General features: G+C 35.2%; 16 protein-coding genes and 1 tRNA gene. 13 read left to right on the top strand and 4 right to left on the bottom strand.

Features of this window, described 5'->3' with window-relative positions:
• Positions 1 to 178: 178 nt before the first annotated feature.
• Positions 179 to 1,972 carry a DUF885 domain-containing protein gene (locus OA86_RS06495; RefSeq protein ID WP_039350679.1) on the bottom strand — a complete coding sequence of 598 codons (1,794 nt, stop codon included), beginning with the start codon at positions 1,970 to 1,972 and terminating at the stop codon, positions 179 to 181.
• A 212-nt stretch (positions 1,973 to 2,184) separates the two neighbouring features.
• On the opposite strand from OA86_RS06495, the gene OA86_RS06490 reads away from it, so the two are divergent.
• The 6 genes from OA86_RS06490 to OA86_RS06465 all read left to right on the top strand — a co-directional run bounded on the left by OA86_RS06490 (position 2,185) and on the right by OA86_RS06465 (position 6,299).
• On the top strand, positions 2,185 to 2,646 hold the full coding sequence (locus tag OA86_RS06490) for a hypothetical protein (RefSeq protein ID WP_039350676.1): 462 nt from the start codon (positions 2,185 to 2,187) through the stop codon (positions 2,644 to 2,646).
• A gap of 93 nt (positions 2,647 to 2,739) precedes the next feature.
• The gene (locus tag OA86_RS06485; protein ID WP_039350673.1) at positions 2,740 to 3,420 is read left to right on the top strand and encodes a MotA/TolQ/ExbB proton channel family protein; all 681 of its coding nucleotides are present in this window, start codon (positions 2,740 to 2,742) and stop codon (positions 3,418 to 3,420) included.
• Positions 3,420 to 3,821, top strand: a complete 402-nt coding sequence (locus OA86_RS06480; protein WP_039350670.1) for an ExbD/TolR family protein — start codon at positions 3,420 to 3,422, stop codon at positions 3,819 to 3,821. The genes OA86_RS06485 and OA86_RS06480 overlap by 1 nt, the downstream gene beginning before the upstream one ends.
• A 42-nt stretch (positions 3,822 to 3,863) precedes the next feature.
• Positions 3,864 to 4,742, top strand: coding sequence for a hypothetical protein (locus OA86_RS06475; RefSeq protein WP_039350667.1), 879 nt, complete (start codon positions 3,864 to 3,866; stop codon positions 4,740 to 4,742).
• A gap of 191 nt (positions 4,743 to 4,933) precedes the next feature.
• The gene (locus tag OA86_RS06470; RefSeq protein ID WP_039350664.1) at positions 4,934 to 6,172 is read left to right on the top strand and encodes a bifunctional folylpolyglutamate synthase/dihydrofolate synthase; all 1,239 of its coding nucleotides are present in this window, start codon (positions 4,934 to 4,936) and stop codon (positions 6,170 to 6,172) included.
• Positions 6,173 to 6,224: 52 nt separating this feature from the next.
• Positions 6,225 to 6,299, top strand: a tRNA-Val gene (locus OA86_RS06465).
• Between the two features lie 64 nt (positions 6,300 to 6,363).
• On the opposite strand, the gene OA86_RS06460 is transcribed toward OA86_RS06465, so the two are convergent.
• Positions 6,364 to 7,035: a hypothetical protein gene (locus OA86_RS06460; protein WP_039350661.1), complete on the bottom strand. Its 672-nt coding sequence runs from the start codon at positions 7,033 to 7,035 to the stop codon at positions 6,364 to 6,366.
• A 303-nt stretch (positions 7,036 to 7,338) separates the two neighbouring features.
• On the opposite strand from OA86_RS06460, the gene OA86_RS06455 reads away from it, so the two are divergent.
• Together OA86_RS06455 and OA86_RS06450 are read left to right on the top strand one after the other, a co-directional pair.
• Positions 7,339 to 7,911, top strand: coding sequence for a murein L,D-transpeptidase catalytic domain-containing protein (locus OA86_RS06455; RefSeq protein WP_246008029.1), 573 nt, complete (start codon positions 7,339 to 7,341; stop codon positions 7,909 to 7,911).
• A gap of 52 nt (positions 7,912 to 7,963) precedes the next feature.
• Positions 7,964 to 9,499, top strand: coding sequence for a YifB family Mg chelatase-like AAA ATPase (locus OA86_RS06450; RefSeq protein ID WP_039350656.1), 1,536 nt, complete (start codon positions 7,964 to 7,966; stop codon positions 9,497 to 9,499).
• A gap of 154 nt (positions 9,500 to 9,653) precedes the next feature.
• Here OA86_RS06450 and OA86_RS06445 read toward each other — a convergent pair whose 3' ends face one another.
• Positions 9,654 to 10,130: a hypothetical protein gene (locus OA86_RS06445; RefSeq protein ID WP_052257420.1), complete on the bottom strand. Its 477-nt coding sequence runs from the start codon at positions 10,128 to 10,130 to the stop codon at positions 9,654 to 9,656.
• A gap of 92 nt (positions 10,131 to 10,222) precedes the next feature.
• Entirely contained in the window at positions 10,223 to 11,335 is a 1,113-nt protein-coding gene (locus tag OA86_RS06440) for a DUF3078 domain-containing protein (RefSeq protein ID WP_039350654.1), read from the bottom strand.
• Between the two features lie 149 nt (positions 11,336 to 11,484).
• On the opposite strand from OA86_RS06440, the gene OA86_RS06435 reads away from it, so the two are divergent.
• The 5 genes from OA86_RS06435 to OA86_RS06415 all read left to right on the top strand — a co-directional run bounded on the left by OA86_RS06435 (position 11,485) and on the right by OA86_RS06415 (position 17,466).
• Entirely contained in the window at positions 11,485 to 12,252 is a 768-nt protein-coding gene (locus OA86_RS06435; protein WP_039350651.1) for a rhomboid family intramembrane serine protease, read from the top strand.
• Positions 12,253 to 12,284: 32 nt separating this feature from the next.
• Complete coding sequence (gene dprA / locus OA86_RS06430) at positions 12,285 to 13,394, top strand: DNA-processing protein DprA (RefSeq protein WP_039350648.1); 1,110 nt, start codon at positions 12,285 to 12,287, stop codon at positions 13,392 to 13,394.
• Positions 13,395 to 13,580: 186 nt separating this feature from the next.
• Entirely contained in the window at positions 13,581 to 14,939 is a 1,359-nt protein-coding gene (gene gdhA / locus OA86_RS06425) for an NADP-specific glutamate dehydrogenase (protein WP_039350645.1), read from the top strand.
• Between the two features lie 639 nt (positions 14,940 to 15,578).
• Positions 15,579 to 16,622: a site-specific tyrosine recombinase/integron integrase gene (gene xerA, locus OA86_RS06420; protein ID WP_039350642.1), complete on the top strand. Its 1,044-nt coding sequence runs from the start codon at positions 15,579 to 15,581 to the stop codon at positions 16,620 to 16,622.
• A 139-nt stretch (positions 16,623 to 16,761) separates the two neighbouring features.
• Positions 16,762 to 17,466 carry a leucine-rich repeat domain-containing protein gene (locus tag OA86_RS06415; protein ID WP_039350639.1) on the top strand — a complete coding sequence of 235 codons (705 nt, stop codon included), beginning with the start codon at positions 16,762 to 16,764 and terminating at the stop codon, positions 17,464 to 17,466.
• Positions 17,467 to 17,768 lie beyond the last annotated feature (302 nt).

Genomic DNA, 17,768 nt, shown 5'->3' with positions numbered 1-17,768 from the left:
TACTTAATTTTTTTAATTTTTTAACAAAACATTTAGCATTTGTCACAAATATTAACATTCATAAATATAAAAATTTAGAAGTAAAATAATTGTCGATTGTAAAGCAAAATTCTGTGAAGTTCAAAAAAAAATCCGCTGAGTAACTCAACGGATCTGCTTCTACTATTTTTTAAAATAATTACTGTCTTTTTGCCCAGTTTTCCATTTTGCGATCTAATACATCTAAAGGAAGGCAACCCTGGTTTAAAATTTCATCGTGAAACTTGGCGAGATTGAATTTTGCTCCGAGATCTTTTTGATATAAATCTCTTAGTTCCCTGATCTTTAGTGCACCAATTTTATAAGAAAGGGCTTGACCTGGAGTCGCCATATATCTTTCTACTTCCGCGGTTGCGCCCTGTTCATCATAAGAAATGTTCTTTAAAAAGTAGGCGATCGCTTCTTCTCTGTTCATCTTTCCAGTGTGCAGACCTGTATCTACAACAAGGCGAACTGCACGCAACATTTGATCGCTCAGATAACCCATTTTTTGATAAGGATCGGTGTACAGTCCCAACTCCGGACCGAGCGTTTCGCAATAATGTGCCCAACCTTCACCATAAGCTCCGAACCAGCCAAAACGCATAAATTTCGGAAGTTTTGTGTTTTCCTGTTGAAGAGAAATCTGGTAGTGATGACCGGGAATTGCTTCGTGCAAGAAGAGGGATTCCATTCCGGAAGTCACGTTAAATTTGGTAGGATCTGGAAGTGGAATGTAAAATATTCCTGGTCTTTTTCCGTCTGGAGTTCCGGGCATATATTCCGCACTTGCCGTGTTTTCTCTAAACTTTTCGGTTTGGCGAATTTCAAAAGGCGTCTTCGGAAACACACTGAACATTGTTTTTAGTTTTGGCGTAATCTGTGTTAAAACTCCATTAAAAGCGCCTATTACTTCTTTATCAGTTTTGTAAGGCATCGCTTTGGGATCTGATTTCAGGTGGTTTAAGAATTGCTCCAACGAACCGCTGAAACCCAGTTGTTGTTTAACCTTTTCCATTTCGGCGCGAAGCATTGCAACTTGCGCTAAACCAATTTCATTGATTTCTTTCGGAGTTTTTGTAGTTGTAGTCCAGCTTTTTGCGTAATAAGCGTAGATCTCGTTTCCTTTTGGCAAACCATTAAGTCCATCAGTAGTTCTTGCTTTTGGCAAATATTCAGTTTCTAAAAAGACACCCATTTTTGTATAAGATGGAATAATGATTTTAGTGATCATCTCCTTATATTCTTTCGTAAACTTTTCTTTTTGCGCAGCGGTGAAGTTTTTCGGAAAATTATTGATAGGTCCGTAAAATATATTTTTACTGAAATCAGAGGTTGTAATTTCGTCTGATTTCATTTGTACAACCATTTTCGCAACCAATTTTTTAGGTAAAACATATTGATTTGCAATTCCTTCTTTAAAGTTTTCAATGGCGGCATCCATCCAGGCTGGAAAATTTTCAGTTCTTTTCAGCCAGTCGCTGTAATCTTTTTCAGTTTTGAAGGGTTGATTTCCTTGTCCACTTCCAAGAAGAGGAAAATCAAGAGGAAGTCCGTTAAATTGCGTAAAAGGAATATATTCAGGATGATAAGCGTATCGTTCAATTTTATCTTTTAAAGTATAATCAAGAACATCATAAACCGTTTTATCATTATCATTTAATGATTTATAATCTACTTTTTTTAATTGATTTTGAACCGTATTATAAAAGGTAATCTCGCCCGATATAAAATCCTTATCGATATTAATCGGCAATTGATCATTGTATCTTAAATCACCTTGAGCCGTTGCTTCGAGTGGATATAATTTTAAATACTGCTCGTAATAATTAGCAGCAATAGAATCAAGATCAACAGGAGTTACTTTGGTAATCGGCGAATCTGATTTTTTGCAGGAAAGCACACTTGCCATCATCAGGAATCCAAAAAGAGTTTTAAAAAATAGGTTTTTCATGCGTAAATTTTGAGTAAGCTAATTTAAATTATTTTGTTTAAAGTTTCCATCTTAATTAGATTCCAAACGCAGATTATTTGGAAACATTATCGATTGTATGTTTTTTAGCTTTACTTCTTTAAAAATATAGCAAAACACTTTGCGCAATCAATCAATTTTTTATCTTTGTTGAACCAGTTCAAAACAAATTACTTAACTATTTTTCTTAAAAAATGAAAGGGATTTTAAAAATCTACCACCCTGAAGAAACCCTTAAATATCACATCAAAAGCTCTTACTGCAAAGCGGTTTACAGCAACAAAGAACATTTTCTAGAAGTTGAAATCATTACTGATGATTCTTTAGACCATGTTGATGATGATTCTTTACAATACAATTTCCCTCAACTGTCATTGAATATTATTGAGTTCCCCATTGAAGAAGAGGAACTCGTCGGAAAAAATATTAAAATAACCGATACTTCTGAGGACAACTACACCGAAGTAGATCTTTTCGATGATGAAGATGCTTATCTTTATGAAAGTGAACTTTCTTTTGATAGAAATTCAGAAAATGAACTTCAACTTCTTTGGAAAGGGACTATCGATGATTTCTATACGGGTTCTGGTGAACCCATTCCTTTTAAAATGAAATGTCATTTCAAACCCGACGTCATTGAAGTAGAAGAAGATTAAGTTCCCAAAATTTATTGCAAATTCGAGAATTACCTTAAAATTTATACTATTAAGGTAATTTTGCCGTTCAATTTTAATATCAAAAACTAAAAAATGTTTTTACAAACACCAACTTCAGTTATTACCACGACAACCGAAAAACATGTATTCTCTCTTTGGGAAATTCTTTTCAGCGGCGGAATTGTCGGAAATATAATTATGATCGCTATTTTTCTTTTAGGAATTTTAGCCCTTTATATCTTTTTAGAAAGATATTTCTTTATTAAAAGAGCTTCCAAAGCCACTCCAAATTTTCTGGAGAATATAAAAGATTTTGTACAGGAAGGAAAAATACAAACCGCAGTAGATTATTGCAAAACAATTGATTCCCCTGAAGCCAGAATGATCGAGAAAGGTTTGGCGAGAATTGGAAGACCCATTTCCGACATTTCCAACGCGATGCAAAATCAGGGACAACTTGAAGTTTCGAAACTGGAGAAGAATCTGAACATTTTAGCTTCAGCTTCCGGAGCAGCACCAATGTTAGGATTTTTAGGAACAGTAGTCGGAATGATCATGGCGTTCTTTGAAATCTCAAACGTAACCGGTGCAGTAAGTCCAAAATTGTTAGCTTCCGGAATTTATACGGCAATGGCAACAACAGCAGTTGGTTTGTTCATCGGTATTCCAGCCTATTTTTTCTATAACATTTTAGTAACGAATGTGGATCGTTTGGTTTTGAAAATTCAAACCCACGTGAATGAATTTTTGGATGCCTTAAATAAACCTTTGTAATGGAATTAAAACGCAGAAACAGAGTTAACGCCGAGTTCAGTATGGCATCGATGACAGATATTATTTTTCTGTTATTGATCTTTTTCATGATCACCAGTTCCGCCATCAGTCAAAGTGCCATTGATGTAAAACTTCCTAAAGCAGATGCTACAAATCCGAGTGTTCAGGATCCCTCAACAGTGACGATTAAAGAAGATGGCAAATATTTTGTAAACGATAAGGAGATCCCAAAAGAACAACTCGAAAATCAATTGGTGAATGCTTTAAAAGGAGAGGCAAACCCTTCTTTTACTATTCGCGCAGATGGAAACTCCAAGCACAAAGACGTGGTTTTTGTAATGGGAATTGCAGAAACGCACCATTTTAATTTAGCCATTGCGACAACTCAGGAAGACAATTAAAATTTTGCTTTAATTCTTCAGACAAAGGATTTTAAGAACAATATGGATTATACAATTCAACATAAAAAAAATCAGGAAAAGGACAGAAGGAAAAGTGCATTTTTTACTTTCCTCGTTTCGCTGCTGATTTTTTTAGGAATTTTCTATTATAAATTCACGAAGATTACAGAAAAGCCAGAGCAAATTACCACAATGCTTATCAATTTTGGCGATGAGAAAAACGGTGCTCAGTTAGAAGAACCGGCAAATCAGGAAGGAAGTTTGGCTGCAAATACAGAAACCGTAGTTCCGGAAACCGTTCTAGAAGCAATACCGGAAACCCAACCTGAACCTAAAGTAGAACCCGCGAAACCTGTAGTAAAAGAAAAAATTATAACCGGAACCAATACCAAGGTTTCTGCACCCAAAGTAGAAAAGATATCGAAAACGACAAAAACAGCTACAAAAGCAACTCCTGCTAAATCAACTCCTTCTAAAACTACAGCTGCGAAAGCTACCACTCCCAATTCAAAAACAGGAAACGGCGACGGAAAAGGAACTGCAGCGATCGGCAATTTGATCAAAGGAAGAGGCACAAAAGCAGGAAGTCAGGGAAAAAATGGCACCACTGGAAACGCTGGAGATCCTCTTGGCGGCGACAGTAATGGTGACAGCAAAATTGGTGTTGACCGAAAATTAATTGGCTTTATTCCGGGAACAATGGGGCGTGGCGGCGCGCAACCTACCCACAATTGTTCTGCGAGCGGCACGATCAGTATTTCTTACACCGTCGATAAAGCCGGAAATGTCATTTCAGCCCGTCGTTTGGGTGGCGTTTCCGATGCCTGTGTGGCTACAAATTCGGTGGCGTGGGTAAAAAGATATGTAAAAGCGGAGAAAGCAAACACCTCATCAACAGGCGTTTACCAGATCACTTTCTAAATTGATCACTTGTATTTGGGCGCACATTTCCTGCTTTCACTACTCGCTTTTTTATAATTTTTCTGAGAAAAAAGTATAAAAAGAGCTCAAACAGGCCGGTCAATCAGGGGCGCAGTTTTCGTTTCTTCTCCAGATTAAAATTAACAACTCAATTTTTTCTCTATCTCAAAAACTTTTGAGAATTTTGCACCATGACCAATCAGGAATACCAAGAAGAAGTAGAATGGCTTTTTAGTCAAATTCCAAATTACCAAAATGATGGAGCACAAGCCTACAAACCTGGACTCGAAAATATCATCAAACTCTGTGCGCTTTTCGGTAATCCGCAAGATCATTTAAAAACCATCCATATCGGCGGAACCAACGGCAAAGGTTCTACCAGTAATATGCTTGCGTCCGTTTTACAGGAAGCGGGTTACAAAGTTGGATTGTACAATTCACCTCATCTTATCGACTTTACAGAAAGAATAAAAATAAACGGTATTAATTGCGATAAAGAATTTGTTTATCAATTCATTCAAAAGCTAAAAAAACTCCCCAAAGAAATTACGCCTTCTTTCTTCGAATTTACGACCATCATGGCCTTCGAATACTTCTACCAAAAGAAAGTTGATTATGCCATCATAGAAGTCGGTTTAGGTGGCAGATTAGATTCCACCAATATCATTACTCCGCTCGTTTCGGCAATAACCAATATCGCTCTTGATCACCAGGATCTATTGGGAAACACCATCGAAGAAATTGCAGGAGAAAAAGCAGGGATCATCAAGCAAAATGTGCCCATAATTTCAGGTGATGAGAATGAAATTGTCAAAAATATTTTTAAAGAAAAGGCAATCGTGATGCATTCAACATTTATTGATGCAACTGCCCTTCAAACAACCTTAAGTTCAGATCTAAAAGGAAATTATCAGAAAAAGAATATTAAAGTGGTCCTGGCAATCATCCAGCAATTGCAAACTATCGGAATTGAGATTTCTACTCAAGATATCGAGGAAGGCCTTTTAAAAGTTCAAAAAAATACCAATTTCATTGGCCGCTGGTTTGAATTTTCATCTGAGCCCCTAACAATTTGTGATACAGCGCATAATCAGGCAGGTTTAAAAGAAGTTTTTGCACAACTGAATTCAATCCCAAAGTTCAAACATATTATCTTGGGCTTTGTGAATGATAAAAAAATTGATGAAGTTTTACAGATCCTTCCCTCCGATTCCACCTACTATTTTACCAAACCTAATAACAATCGTGGTCGTCACCCTCGAGATTATGAAGAATTATTAAAAAAATCGAAAATAAATTATAAAATTTTTGATAAAGTTCAGGAGGCTTATCTTTCTGCAAAACAGAATGTTAAAAATACCGAAATGATTTTTATTGGTGGCAGCAACTTTGTAGTGGGAGAATTTTTAGAAAAAAATTTGGAGAAGTAGAAAATTTTTGTACATTTGCCGAACCAAAATTTGAGAAATCAAATACGGTATCGGGCTCTTAGCTCAGTTGGTTCAGAGCATCTGGTTTACACCCAGAGGGTCGGGGGTTCGAATCCCTCAGGGCCCACCCAAAACTCCTCAAGAAATTGAGGAGTTTTTTTTGTGTCTTTTTTTAAATTTAAGTTGCAATCTTATCCTTCAGTACTTTCTGCCAGCAAACATTCTCCTTCAAATTCTGCTCCGATAATTTCGTCTTTATTTAACCAGTATTCTGAAGTAATTAGGGTAAACTCATTATCTTTAGTCTCCTCTAATTTCCATAAAATATTTTCAGCTTCTTCAAAATGAAGATCTGTAGACATCTGCTCTGAAAATAATCTTTTAATAATATTGCTGTCGGAAATTCCGCGATCGAGCGATTTTAAAACTATTTCTTTTGTTATTTCTCCATCAAATTTATCGGCAGCGATCATTGTAAAATTAACGATTGTTGCTTTCGCATTGGGAAATTTCCCATTGTAGGCTTTAAATAACAATTGGTTAATATTAAACAGATCATAATGGAGTTCGATCTCCGGGTACTCCTCAGAAATTTTATCCAGTAACATATCGTTGGACATTTGGTCGATCTGCCCCTCATTTAAAAACGCTGATAATTTATAAGTCAGCAATATTTTCGCGGCTTCGTTGGGTTCAAAATCGGTGATTGCCATAAAGAGCATTTCTCCAAAACTTTCAGGTTTAATGGTATTTGCATCTGGGAAGTTAAACAATTCTAACAGGTTGGTATAATCTTCATTTTTCCAGTAATTTTTGATTTCTTCGATGGTTGAAGCACTATTTATGATGATATTAAATTTCATTTTAAAGGTTTTAAATTTTATGTATTTTTAATTTCGACTGAATTTTGTTTAATTCACTGAAGTCAGTAATAGGTACGCAATAGTCAGACCTAAAATATAATTATTCAAACAAAATGGTGTTTACCAAATGAAATTCAATATAAATTACAAAAAATGATCTGTGAAAATTTCATATATTTTCAATTCCAAATTCAATGCTTTATGCTCTGTAAAATTCTCTCCATAATTTGCATCTTCTCCTTTTTTATATTGACATTGAGTTGCAATAAAACGAAGGAAAACTCAATTAAAAAGTCCAGTAAAGTGAATGCTCCATTATCGAAAACACCGGTAAAAACTTATGCCGTAAAAGCGACCGAAGCTTTAGAATTCTGTAAAAAAAATAAAATGAATGAGGATTTCTGCATTCTGATTGATATGGAAATTCACTCCGGAAAAAAGAGATTCCTCATCTGGGATTTTAAAAAAAATGAAATAACCCATCGTTTCTTAGTAGGTCACGGTTGTGGAGATAATGAATGGAGCACTTCTACCACAAAAGACAATCCGACTTTCAGCAATGTAGAAGACAGTCACCGTTCTTCCCTCGGAAAATACAAAATTGGAGCTAGAGCCTACAGTGAGTGGGGTATCAACATTAAATATTTGATGCATGGTCTGGAGGAATCAAATAGTAATGCACTAAAAAGATATATCGTTTTTCATTCCTGGGAAGCTGTTTCTGATGAAGAGGTTTTTCCCAATGGCACTCCCGAAGGTTGGGGCTGTCCCACGATTTCTAATGCAAGTTTTAAAGTAGTTGACCCGATGCTGCAAAAAGCTTCAAAACCAGTACTGATGTGGATCTTTGATGACAGAACTGATCAACTCAAATAAATTTTCTATCAATCCGCCAAATTTCCCTACTTTTATTCATTAAACACAGATTATGTTAGTAAAAGTTTATGGAAGTGCCATTTTTGGAGTTTCAGCACAAACAATTACGATTGAGGTAAATGTGGATACTTCCGGCGTTGGCTATCATTTGGTCGGTTTACCAGACAATGCCATTAAGGAAAGCAGTTACCGAATTTCTGCCGCGCTCAAAAATGTAGGTTTCAAAATCCCGGGCAAAAAAATTACCATCAACATGGCTCCTGCAGATCTGCGCAAAGAAGGTTCTGCTTATGACCTTAGTATCGCTTTGGGTATTTTAGCGGCTTCTGATCAGATAAAAGCTGAACATATCGGTGAATACATCATTATGGGAGAATTGTCCTTAGATGGCGGTTTATTGCCCATCAAAGGAGTTTTACCCATCGCCATCAAAGCCAGAGAAGAAGGTTTCAAAGGAATTATCTTACCAAAACAAAATATTCGGGAAGCAGCGATCGTAGATCAACTCGAAGTCTACGGCATCGAAAATATAAAAGAGGTTATCGATTTTTTTAATGAAGATATTCCTTTGGAAAGGACTATTTTAGATACTAGAAAAGAATTTCAAGACAAAATAAACTTTTTCCCTTTCGATTTTTCTGAAGTTAAAGGACAGGAAACCGCGAAACGCGCCATGGAAGTTGCTGCTGCAGGAGGACATAATATTATTTTGATCGGACCTCCCGGAAGCGGAAAAACCATGCTTGCGAAAAGACTCCCAAGTATTTTGCCGCCATTAACGATGAAAGAAGCTTTAGAAACGACCAAGATTCATTCCGTCGCGGGGAAAATTGGAACGGAAACTTCGTTGATGACGGTTCGACCCTTTCGCAGTCCACATCACACGATTTCTGACGTTGCACTCGTCGGCGGAGGAAGTTATCCGCAACCAGGAGAAATTTCCCTGGCGCACAACGGCGTTTTGTTTTTAGATGAAATGCCCGAATTTAAAAGAACGGTTTTAGAAGTCATGCGCCAACCATTAGAGGATCGCGAAGTCACCATTTCCCGCGCAAAATTCACAGTGAATTATCCAGCGAGTTTTATGCTGGTCGCAAGCATGAATCCAAGTCCGAGTGGTTATTTTCCGGATGATCCTAACAATACTTCTTCTCAGTTTGAAATGCAGCGGTATATGAACAAACTTTCAGGCCCGCTTCTGGATCGGATTGATATTCATATCGAAGTTCAGAAAGTAGAATTCGAACAACTTGCCGACAAAAGAAAAGGGGAAACAAGCGATGGAATAAGAAACCGGGTTTTGAAAGCACGCGAAATTCAAACCGAAAGATATAAGGACACAGAAATTCACTACAACGCTCAAATGGGTCCGAAAGAAATTGAAAAATTTTGTGAGCTCGATGAAACTTCAAAAAATCTCATCAAAATTGCCATGGAAAAATTGAATCTTTCGGCGCGGGCTTATGATCGAATTCTGAAAGTTTCTCGTACGATTGCAGATCTGGAACTCACGGAAACGCTCAATTCCTCTCATATTTCAGAAGCCATTCAATACCGAAGTCTCGACCGCGAATTCTGGAGTGTCTAATCACTGAAATTGTTCGGTGAAGTCATATTTTCTTCTGAAAACTGATTCCGCTATTCCAATTTGGAATGTGCTAAAGTTAAAGCAAATATAAAAAACCGACTCAAGTTTTATCCTGAGTCGGTTTTTTTATAATTATTTGAAACGGAGATTTAAATTATCTGTGACCTTTCACCCAAAGGTGACTTCCGTCTCCACGTTTTTTACTTTTTTCGTAATCTCTCGCTTTGTAAGATTCGTTTCTGTGTTTGGATTTATGCTCCATATGTTTTTTTCTCGAATCGTGATGCTTGTTTTTATTGTAAACGGCTACAGGATTTTGGCCTTTGTAATATTTATTTTTGAATTTTGTGTATTTATCATTACCCAAAATCCTCTGCATCGAACTGTACCGATCACTCGACCATTTTTCCGGCTGATTTGCATATTTCGCATTCCAGGAGTCGTAGGTTGGATACTGGTTGTTCAAATTCGTTAACTGCTGTTTCTGGGTGGCGTTCAGAACCAAACTTGAGGCAACCGATTCCCAGTTCATCGTGTTTACACTGTTCGAATAATCATTATAATACGTTGATTGTGAATATCCAAAAGAGAAGGCACCTAAAATAATTGCTGATAAAAAAAACTTTTTCATAATATTAAGTTATGATAAACAAAGTCTCAATTCACGTGCCACCTATTTTTAAGAATTAAGAAAAACAACTTTTAAATCTTCGCTACCTCCCATTAATTCGTGATAAAAGGTTTTATCAACTTTTTATTCTTCTCCCTGTTTTCATAACCAAAATTGTAGGAAAAGCCAATTCCCAACGTTTGCTTCAATTGAAGTTTCTCGATTTGATCATGATCGTAAAGCAGATCTAAACTTACGACGGTAGAAATAAATTTATTGAATCGGAAGTTCAGTGTTCCATTATAGGAAACATCAACATTTAGAGGTTGGTTTGTATAACTGCTGAAAAAGTTGATCCGATTCACCAGATTAATGTCCTTATAAATATTAATTCGGTAGAGAATATTCACCAAAGCACCTAACTCTGCACGAACACTTTGCCCATCATGTTCCAACCCATATTTACCTTCTTTTTGCAGATAAGGATCGAGCACAAAAGTAAACTTACCATTGATCGGTCTGAAAATCACCTGAAAGTTTTCATTCGGATTATATGATATACCTAAACCTGCGTTCAAATATCCTGGTGCCATAAAACGGGAGATACGGTCTTCAAAAGTCGGATTCGGTGTTGTGGAAAAATTATAACCGGGAGAAAACTGCGATAAAAACTGAAAACCTGTGGAGAGGTAAAAATTCTTCCCGATATCATAACCATAATTCGTCATGAGGTTAATGTAATCTTCGGTTTTTCTGGATTGTTCTCCTTGTGAGGCTACAAAACCGTACCCAAGCTGAAGCGTGTTATCCAGAAAATGCTTGCCGTTTTTATAACTAAAATTATAGTTTATTTTTCCAATGATGCCAATATTATTATTTCCACCAGAATTCCAGTTAGAGAACGAGGACTGATTAAAAACAAAATTATTTTGTCCGAAATAGAACCATCTTTTTGCGGTGGTCAACTTCATAATGTTGTAAGGCGTAATGGGAATGCTTTCCGTAAGATCTGCCATGACTATTTTATCGCGAATAACGATGGTATCTTTAAAATGGATGTCAAAGTTCACCAACTTTGGATTCGCCAAACTGTCAAGATCCAACGCAACAGAATCCCACCTTTTCTGAGAAATAGAATCGATTTCTTTTAAAGTGTTTGTACAAATTTGCGTTAAAAACTTTCCCGAAGTAATTAATAAAATAGCGATTAAAAAAAACTTTCTCATAGTGTGCAAAGTTATGATAAACCCTGAAATCTCTAAAATTAAATGCAAACAATTAGAACTTTTTGTCTGAATTCTTAACTTCAATTAAAAAGTTATAGCCATATTTACTTATTAATTTTTTTGGCAACAGTTTTGACAAAATTGTATTTATGTTTAAGGAATCCCTCAGTTTTAAAGCAGTATTATACGCAGCAGCAATGGTTTCGGCCATGTGGATCGGATTTCTTCTGCAGCATCTCGGTTGGTTTGAAGGTTGCAGTGGAGCAATTATTCCGCTAAATCCTTCTGGATTAAAGGGCATCTTTTTTTCTCCTTTTCTTCATGGTAGTCTTGAACATATCTTCGGAAATTCCGTTCCTATTTTCGTTCTAATTTTTCTACTTTTTCAGTTTTATCCCTTTATCGGTAAAAAAGTATTTTTTCTGGGGTGGTTTGTTTCGGCGTTTTTGGTGTGGCTTCTTCCGCCTATTGATATTTTTACCGGCGATATTAACCATGTTTGCATTATTGGTGCAAGTGGAATTGTTTATACTTTGGCATTTTTCCTTTTTTTCAGTGGCGTTTTCCGGTGGAATATGAAACTGCTTACGGTGTCTCTTGTCGTAGCATTATATTATGGAAGTTTAATTTGGGGCGTGGTACCCGAGGAATTGTTTTCTCATCTCCCGGAACCCAGCAGAATTTCCTGGCAATCTCATCTTTCTGGCGCAGTCGTGGGAATAATTATCGCTTTCGTTTTTCGAAAAAATGGAGAGAAAAATATTCGCTTTATCTGGGAATTCCCTAATTATTACAGTGAAAAGGATGATAAATTGTGGCAGGAATATAAAGAAAACCATCCTGATGATTTCCTAGAGCTTCCGTACCGAAAAAAAGAAGATTTGTGGGATCATTTAGATGAAATTCGCAAGAAATGATTAATTTTCTATAAATTTGATAAAAATTAACCATGTTTTCGGAAGAAACGCTTTATTCTGTTGCTCTTCGACATTGCCCTTTGATCGGCGATATTATTTTCCGTAAACTTGTTGGTGAAGTTGGTTCTGCAAAAGAAGTTTGGGATCTTTCAAAATCAGGTTTAAAAAACATTTACGGAATTGGCAAAAAAATTTCCCTCGAAATTGGTAATCCCGACCATTTAGATTTTGCTGAGAAAGAATTAAAATTTTGCGAGAAAAATAACATCAAAATTAATCTTCGTCATCAAAATGATTTGCCTACACTTTTAAACGAATGCGAAGATGCACCTGCAATTCTCTATCAAAAAGGAATCTATGATGCTTCTTTAAAACCGCTCAGTTTAGTCGGAACAAGAAATATTACTTCCTACGGAAAACATTTCATTCATGATTTTTTAGAAGAGGTGAAGAACAAAAATATAATCACCGTAAGTGGCTTGGCTTTAGGTGTTGATACTGAAGCTCACCAAGTTTCGGTAGCTAATCAAATCCCCACTGTTGCGGTTCTAGCTCATGGATTTCACACCCTTTATCCTTCAAAAAATAAAAAATTATCAGAGAAAATCCTGGAAGAAAATGGAGTCCTCTTTTCAGAATTTAATTCTTCCCAAAAGCCTGATCGCGAAAATTTTATTCAGAGAAATCGTGTTATTGCAGGTTTGTCTCCTGCAACTATTGTGGTGGAAACTGCTTTTGGTGGCGGCTCCATCAGTACTGCAACTTTTGCCCTCAATTATAATCGGGAAGTTTTTGCTTTACCTGGAAGAATTTCAGATAAATACAGTCAAGGCTGCAACCAGTTGATATTTCAAAATAAAGCGGCAATTATTTCTACGATTTCAGCTTTGGGGGAACAACTTGGTTTTCACGGGGATAAAGAAAAAACGGGCGAACTTTTTCCACGATCCGAAATACGAATTCAACTTTCGGAGATGCAACAAAATATCTTAAACGCAATTGATAAAAACAAGCCTATTTCTTTGGATGAGTTGTCGGAACAAATAGAAATTGCTACTTATAAAATATTGCCAGATTTGCTACAATTGGAAATTTCGGGATACATCAAAGCACTTTCGGGAAGACAATATCTTGCGATTTAGTATTTATTCATTTTTAAAAATCTAGTAATATTAACTTAACATTCAATAATCAACACAATAAGTGGTAAAATTATCGATTTAATAAAAATAAAGTTGAATTTTATTAATATTTTATCAAATTGCAAATTTTTACTTGTAAGTTTTGAAAAAACAATTAAATTTGTTAACAATAATAATTACCATTTTATGGAACACTATAATGTAGAGCAAAAGATTGAAGAATTCATCGCTAAAATCGAAGCTAAAAATCCCAATGAGCCAGAATTTCTTCAGGCTGTAAAAGAAGTTGCAGTTACTGTAATTCCTTTTATTGCAAACAAGCCAAAATACAATGGCATGAAGCTTTTGGAAAGAATGGCAGAACCGGAAAGAACTATTATTTTTCGAGTATCCTGGGTTGATGACAAAGGCGAAATTCAGGTCAACAGAGGTTTTAGAATTCAGATGAACTCTGCGATCGGTCCTTACAAAGGTGGAATTCGTTTTCATCCGACGGTAAATTTATCCGTTCTTAAATTTTTGGCTTTTGAGCAAACTTTCAAAAACTCTTTGACAACATTACCAATGGGTGGTGGAAAAGGTGGTTCAGATTTCGATCCTCAAGGAAAATCTGATATGGAAGTAATGCGTTTTTGCCAGGCTTTCATGACAGAATTATGCAAACATATTGGTCCAGAAACTGATGTTCCAGCAGGAGATATCGGAGTTGGAGCGAGAGAAATTGGTTATTTATTCGGACAATATAAAAGAATACGCAACGAATTTACAGGAGTACTAACCGGAAAAGGTTTGGCTTACGGAGGTTCATTGATCAGACCTGAAGCTACAGGTTACGGTGTTGTTTATTTCGCAGAACAAATGTTGAAAACAATCGGTGAAACCTTTAAAGGGAAAACCGTATCTGTTTCAGGATTTGGAAATGTTGCTTGGGGTGTAGTAAAAAAAGTAGAAGAACTGGGCGGTAAAGCCATCACTATTTCTGGTCCAGATGGTTATATCTACGATAAAGACGGAATTACCGGTGAAAAAATAGATTATTTATTAGAACTTCGTGCTTCTGGAAATAACAGAGCTGAAGATTATGTAAAAAAATATCCAACAGCAGAATTCCACGCTGGAGAAAGACCATGGAATGTGAAATGTGACGTAGCAATTCCTGCTGCAACGCAAAATGAATTATTCCTGGAGGATGCTCAGAAATTAGTTGAGAACGGCGTGATCTGTGTAACTGAAGCTGCAAATATGCCTTCAACTTTAGATGCTATTAATTATTTCTTAGACAGCAAAGTTTTGTTCTCTCCCGGAAAAGCCTCAAATGCTGGTGGAGTTGCAACTTCTGGATTAGAAATGACACAGAATTCAATTCGTTTAAACTGGTCCTCAGAAGAAGTTGATGCACGACTAAAAGAAATTATGATCGGCATTCACAAAGCGTGTAGAGACTACGGAAAAGAAGAAGACGGTTATGTAAATTACGTGAAAGGTGCAAACATCGCGGGCTTCGTAAAAGTAGCAGAAGCAATGTTGGCTCAAGGAGTCGTTTAAAAATAAAAAGTCTGGGAAAATCTCCCGGACTTTTTTTATCATAAAACCTGTCCCGGATTAAGGGGAAAAAAGTAAAGTGAAAGGATAAAAAGCATTGATTTTTCAGTGCTTTTTATTTTGGGACAAAGTGTAGGAAATAAAGGAACTTCTATATTGAGGAGCAACGAGGTTATTTTGTCTTCCAAAAAATGATCCCGCTCTGTATTACAATCTTTTTTATCTCGTCTAAAGCCGAGACAAAAAAGGATTTTCATTTCGATCGGGGCTAAAATTTCGGATATTTTGTTCTATTGAAATTTTACTTTTAGAGTTTTTTTAAATATTTTTAAGCACATTATTGACATTAGTTTTAAGTAAAAATACTGTGAATGAAAGTACACAAAAGTTAAAAATCAAAGATTTATTTAACTCATGTGCTCTAAATCATTACAATTAGAAGTCATTTCTTAGGTGACTAATGTGTTTAATTTTTTTTAATTTAAAGAAGCTCTTAGAGTGTAAATTGATTAAGCCACGAATTCTTCTCCTAAAAAAAAATGCATTACGAAAAAAAAGCAACCAATAACATTTCCAGTAAAATACTTTTAGAATGTTTGTGTCTCTAATTTAGTTATCTTTATCCCTCAAAATCAGCATGCTATGATTTGGAAAGCAAAATTAATCAAACACCATAATTTAGAAAGAATTGCTGTAGAATTCGGGAAGGATGAAGATCTCATCCGAAGAATAAAACTGATTAGTGATGCGCGGTGGAGTGCGCAAAAAAAGCTGTGGCATATTCCGGATACTTTTGAAAACAGGGAACGTTTTAATATTATTCAACGGGAAGATACTCTTCCTTCGAGAGAAGGCGAAGAACATCTCCAACAATTTATTCGGTGGCTTTCTGCAAAAAGATATAGTAGCAACACAATCAAAACGTATTCTGAATCCTTAAAATTATTTTTTGTTTATTTCCGAAATAAATCTATTTCTGAACTAACAAACACTGATGTACTGGATTTTAATAATGATCATATTCTAAAAAATAATTTTTCTGCTTCCTATCAAAATCAAATAACAAGTGCCATAAAATTATATTTTAGGACTATACGTAATACAAATATTAACGTTGATAAAATAGACCGACCGAAGAAAAACAAAGTGCTTCCAAACGTTTTGAGTAAAGACGAAGTAAAGAATATTCTGGATGCACATGCCAATGTAAAACACAAAACCATGCTTTCTTTAATCTATAGTTGCGGTCTGCGTTGCAATGAATTAATCCAATTAAAACCAATGGACATTGATTCTAAAAGAAATATTGTTCTCATTAAACAAGCAAAAGGAAAGAAGGACAGAATTACGCCTTTATCCCCAAAAATTTTAGATTTATTGAGGATCTATTATCAGCTTTACAAACCAAAAACTTACCTCTTTGAAGGTCAGGAAGCAGGTACTATTTATTCTGCAAAAAGTCTTCAAGCGGTATTAAAACAAGCGTTACGAAAAGCCAAAATCAAAAAGCCGGTTACCTTGCATTGGCTGCGGCATAGTTACGCCACCCATTTATTAGAAAGCGGAACTGATTTGCGATATATCCAAGAGTTATTAGGACATAACAGCAGCAGAACTACGGAAATTTATACACACGTAAGTACAAATAGTTTACAACACATAAAAAGTCCATTTGACGATTTATAAAGAAAAAATAGATATATTAGTGATTAGAAATAAGTCTTACGTCTATCAGACAAATCCCTACCAAATACGTTGTATTTGTCTGACGATGTAAGACATATATACAAGTTAGCAGAAATTTTATACAAACACACTTTTCAAAATGAAATCAAAACTAATTTTATTTTTATTAACTATTAATTTTTTATTATTTAATTGTCAACCTCACAAAAAAATATATCTGGACCAAAATTTCACAGATGCTCTTTATGATAATAAAGTTGACTTAAATAAAAATGGATATTTCGAAGAAAATGAATTACTAAATGTTACGAAACTAGATCTAACACAAAAGAATATTACAAATATATTGGGAATAGAAGATTTTAAAAATTTAAAAGAACTAATTCTCAATCGAAATTATATTAGCGATTTTTCTCCACTCAATAAATTAGAAAAATTGGAAGTTTTGGGAATTAGTCAAAATCAAAATTCAAAAGAAATTGATTTATCAAAAATAAAAAATCTTAAAACCTTATATGGAGCAATGTCAAATTTAAACGATATAAAATTAAATAATCAAATTCAACTACTATATTTGGGTGACAACAATTTTATAAGTTTTGATGCAAGTGAATATATAAATCTTGAAAGTTTGAATCTTGATGGCTGTAAAAACTTAACTAAAGTAAACATTTCAAACAATCCTAAGGTTTACCAACTCTATTTCTATGGTACAGCTATTAAGGAACTCAATATTTCAAATAACAAAAATATAAAAACAATGTATGTAGAGCCCAATGTTAAATTGATAAAAAGCTCTGATCAGACAGAAATTAAGCCCTCACAAAGCGTAATTCAAAAATAAAAAAACTTCTGCTAACATCGTATTGGCAATAGTGCGGGGGAATCGCAAGTTTAAAGATTTCAGATTTTCCGAAGATTAATTTATAATAGAAAAAGTTTGTATTTTTAGCCGCACCATCGCCAATACGCAAAACGTTGTAGGATATGCTATGACAACTTTTCCCCGAAAGAAACATTAAAATAAAACCTGTCAAATTGTAACTTTTAAATTACCTTTGTGAAATGAAAGTAAGAAAAGTTATTGCTTTTAAAAATTATTTCCAGGATTTTATTTCGAGCCAAGAAATTAAGGTTCAAAATAAG

The organism is Kaistella jeonii, assembly GCF_000812865.1.
Classification (GTDB): Bacteria; Bacteroidota; Bacteroidia; order Flavobacteriales; family Weeksellaceae; genus Kaistella; species Kaistella jeonii.
The sequence above is the reverse complement of the archived record's forward strand: the minus strand, read 5'-3'. Positions and strand labels throughout refer to the sequence as shown.

Coding starts and splice junctions, on each gene's coding strand:
- OA86_RS06495 (WP_039350679.1), bottom strand. CDS start 1,972: ATGAAAAACCTATTTTTTAAAACTCTTTTTGGATTCCTGATGATGGCA.
- OA86_RS06490 (WP_039350676.1), top strand. CDS start 2,185: ATGAAAGGGATTTTAAAAATCTACCACCCTGAAGAAACCCTTAAATAT.
- OA86_RS06485 (WP_039350673.1), top strand. CDS start 2,740: ATGTTTTTACAAACACCAACTTCAGTTATTACCACGACAACCGAAAAA.
- OA86_RS06480 (WP_039350670.1), top strand. CDS start 3,420: ATGGAATTAAAACGCAGAAACAGAGTTAACGCCGAGTTCAGTATGGCA.
- OA86_RS06475 (WP_039350667.1), top strand. CDS start 3,864: ATGGATTATACAATTCAACATAAAAAAAATCAGGAAAAGGACAGAAGG.
- OA86_RS06470 (WP_039350664.1), top strand. CDS start 4,934: ATGACCAATCAGGAATACCAAGAAGAAGTAGAATGGCTTTTTAGTCAA.
- OA86_RS06460 (WP_039350661.1), bottom strand. CDS start 7,035: ATGAAATTTAATATCATCATAAATAGTGCTTCAACCATCGAAGAAATC.
- OA86_RS06450 (WP_039350656.1), top strand. CDS start 7,964: ATGTTAGTAAAAGTTTATGGAAGTGCCATTTTTGGAGTTTCAGCACAA.
- OA86_RS06445 (WP_052257420.1), bottom strand. CDS start 10,130: ATGAAAAAGTTTTTTTTATCAGCAATTATTTTAGGTGCCTTCTCTTTT.
- OA86_RS06440 (WP_039350654.1), bottom strand. CDS start 11,335: ATGAGAAAGTTTTTTTTAATCGCTATTTTATTAATTACTTCGGGAAAG.
- OA86_RS06435 (WP_039350651.1), top strand. CDS start 11,485: ATGTTTAAGGAATCCCTCAGTTTTAAAGCAGTATTATACGCAGCAGCA.
- dprA (WP_039350648.1), top strand. CDS start 12,285: ATGTTTTCGGAAGAAACGCTTTATTCTGTTGCTCTTCGACATTGCCCT.
- gdhA (WP_039350645.1), top strand. CDS start 13,581: ATGGAACACTATAATGTAGAGCAAAAGATTGAAGAATTCATCGCTAAA.
- xerA (WP_039350642.1), top strand. CDS start 15,579: ATGATTTGGAAAGCAAAATTAATCAAACACCATAATTTAGAAAGAATT.
- OA86_RS06415 (WP_039350639.1), top strand. CDS start 16,762: ATGAAATCAAAACTAATTTTATTTTTATTAACTATTAATTTTTTATTA.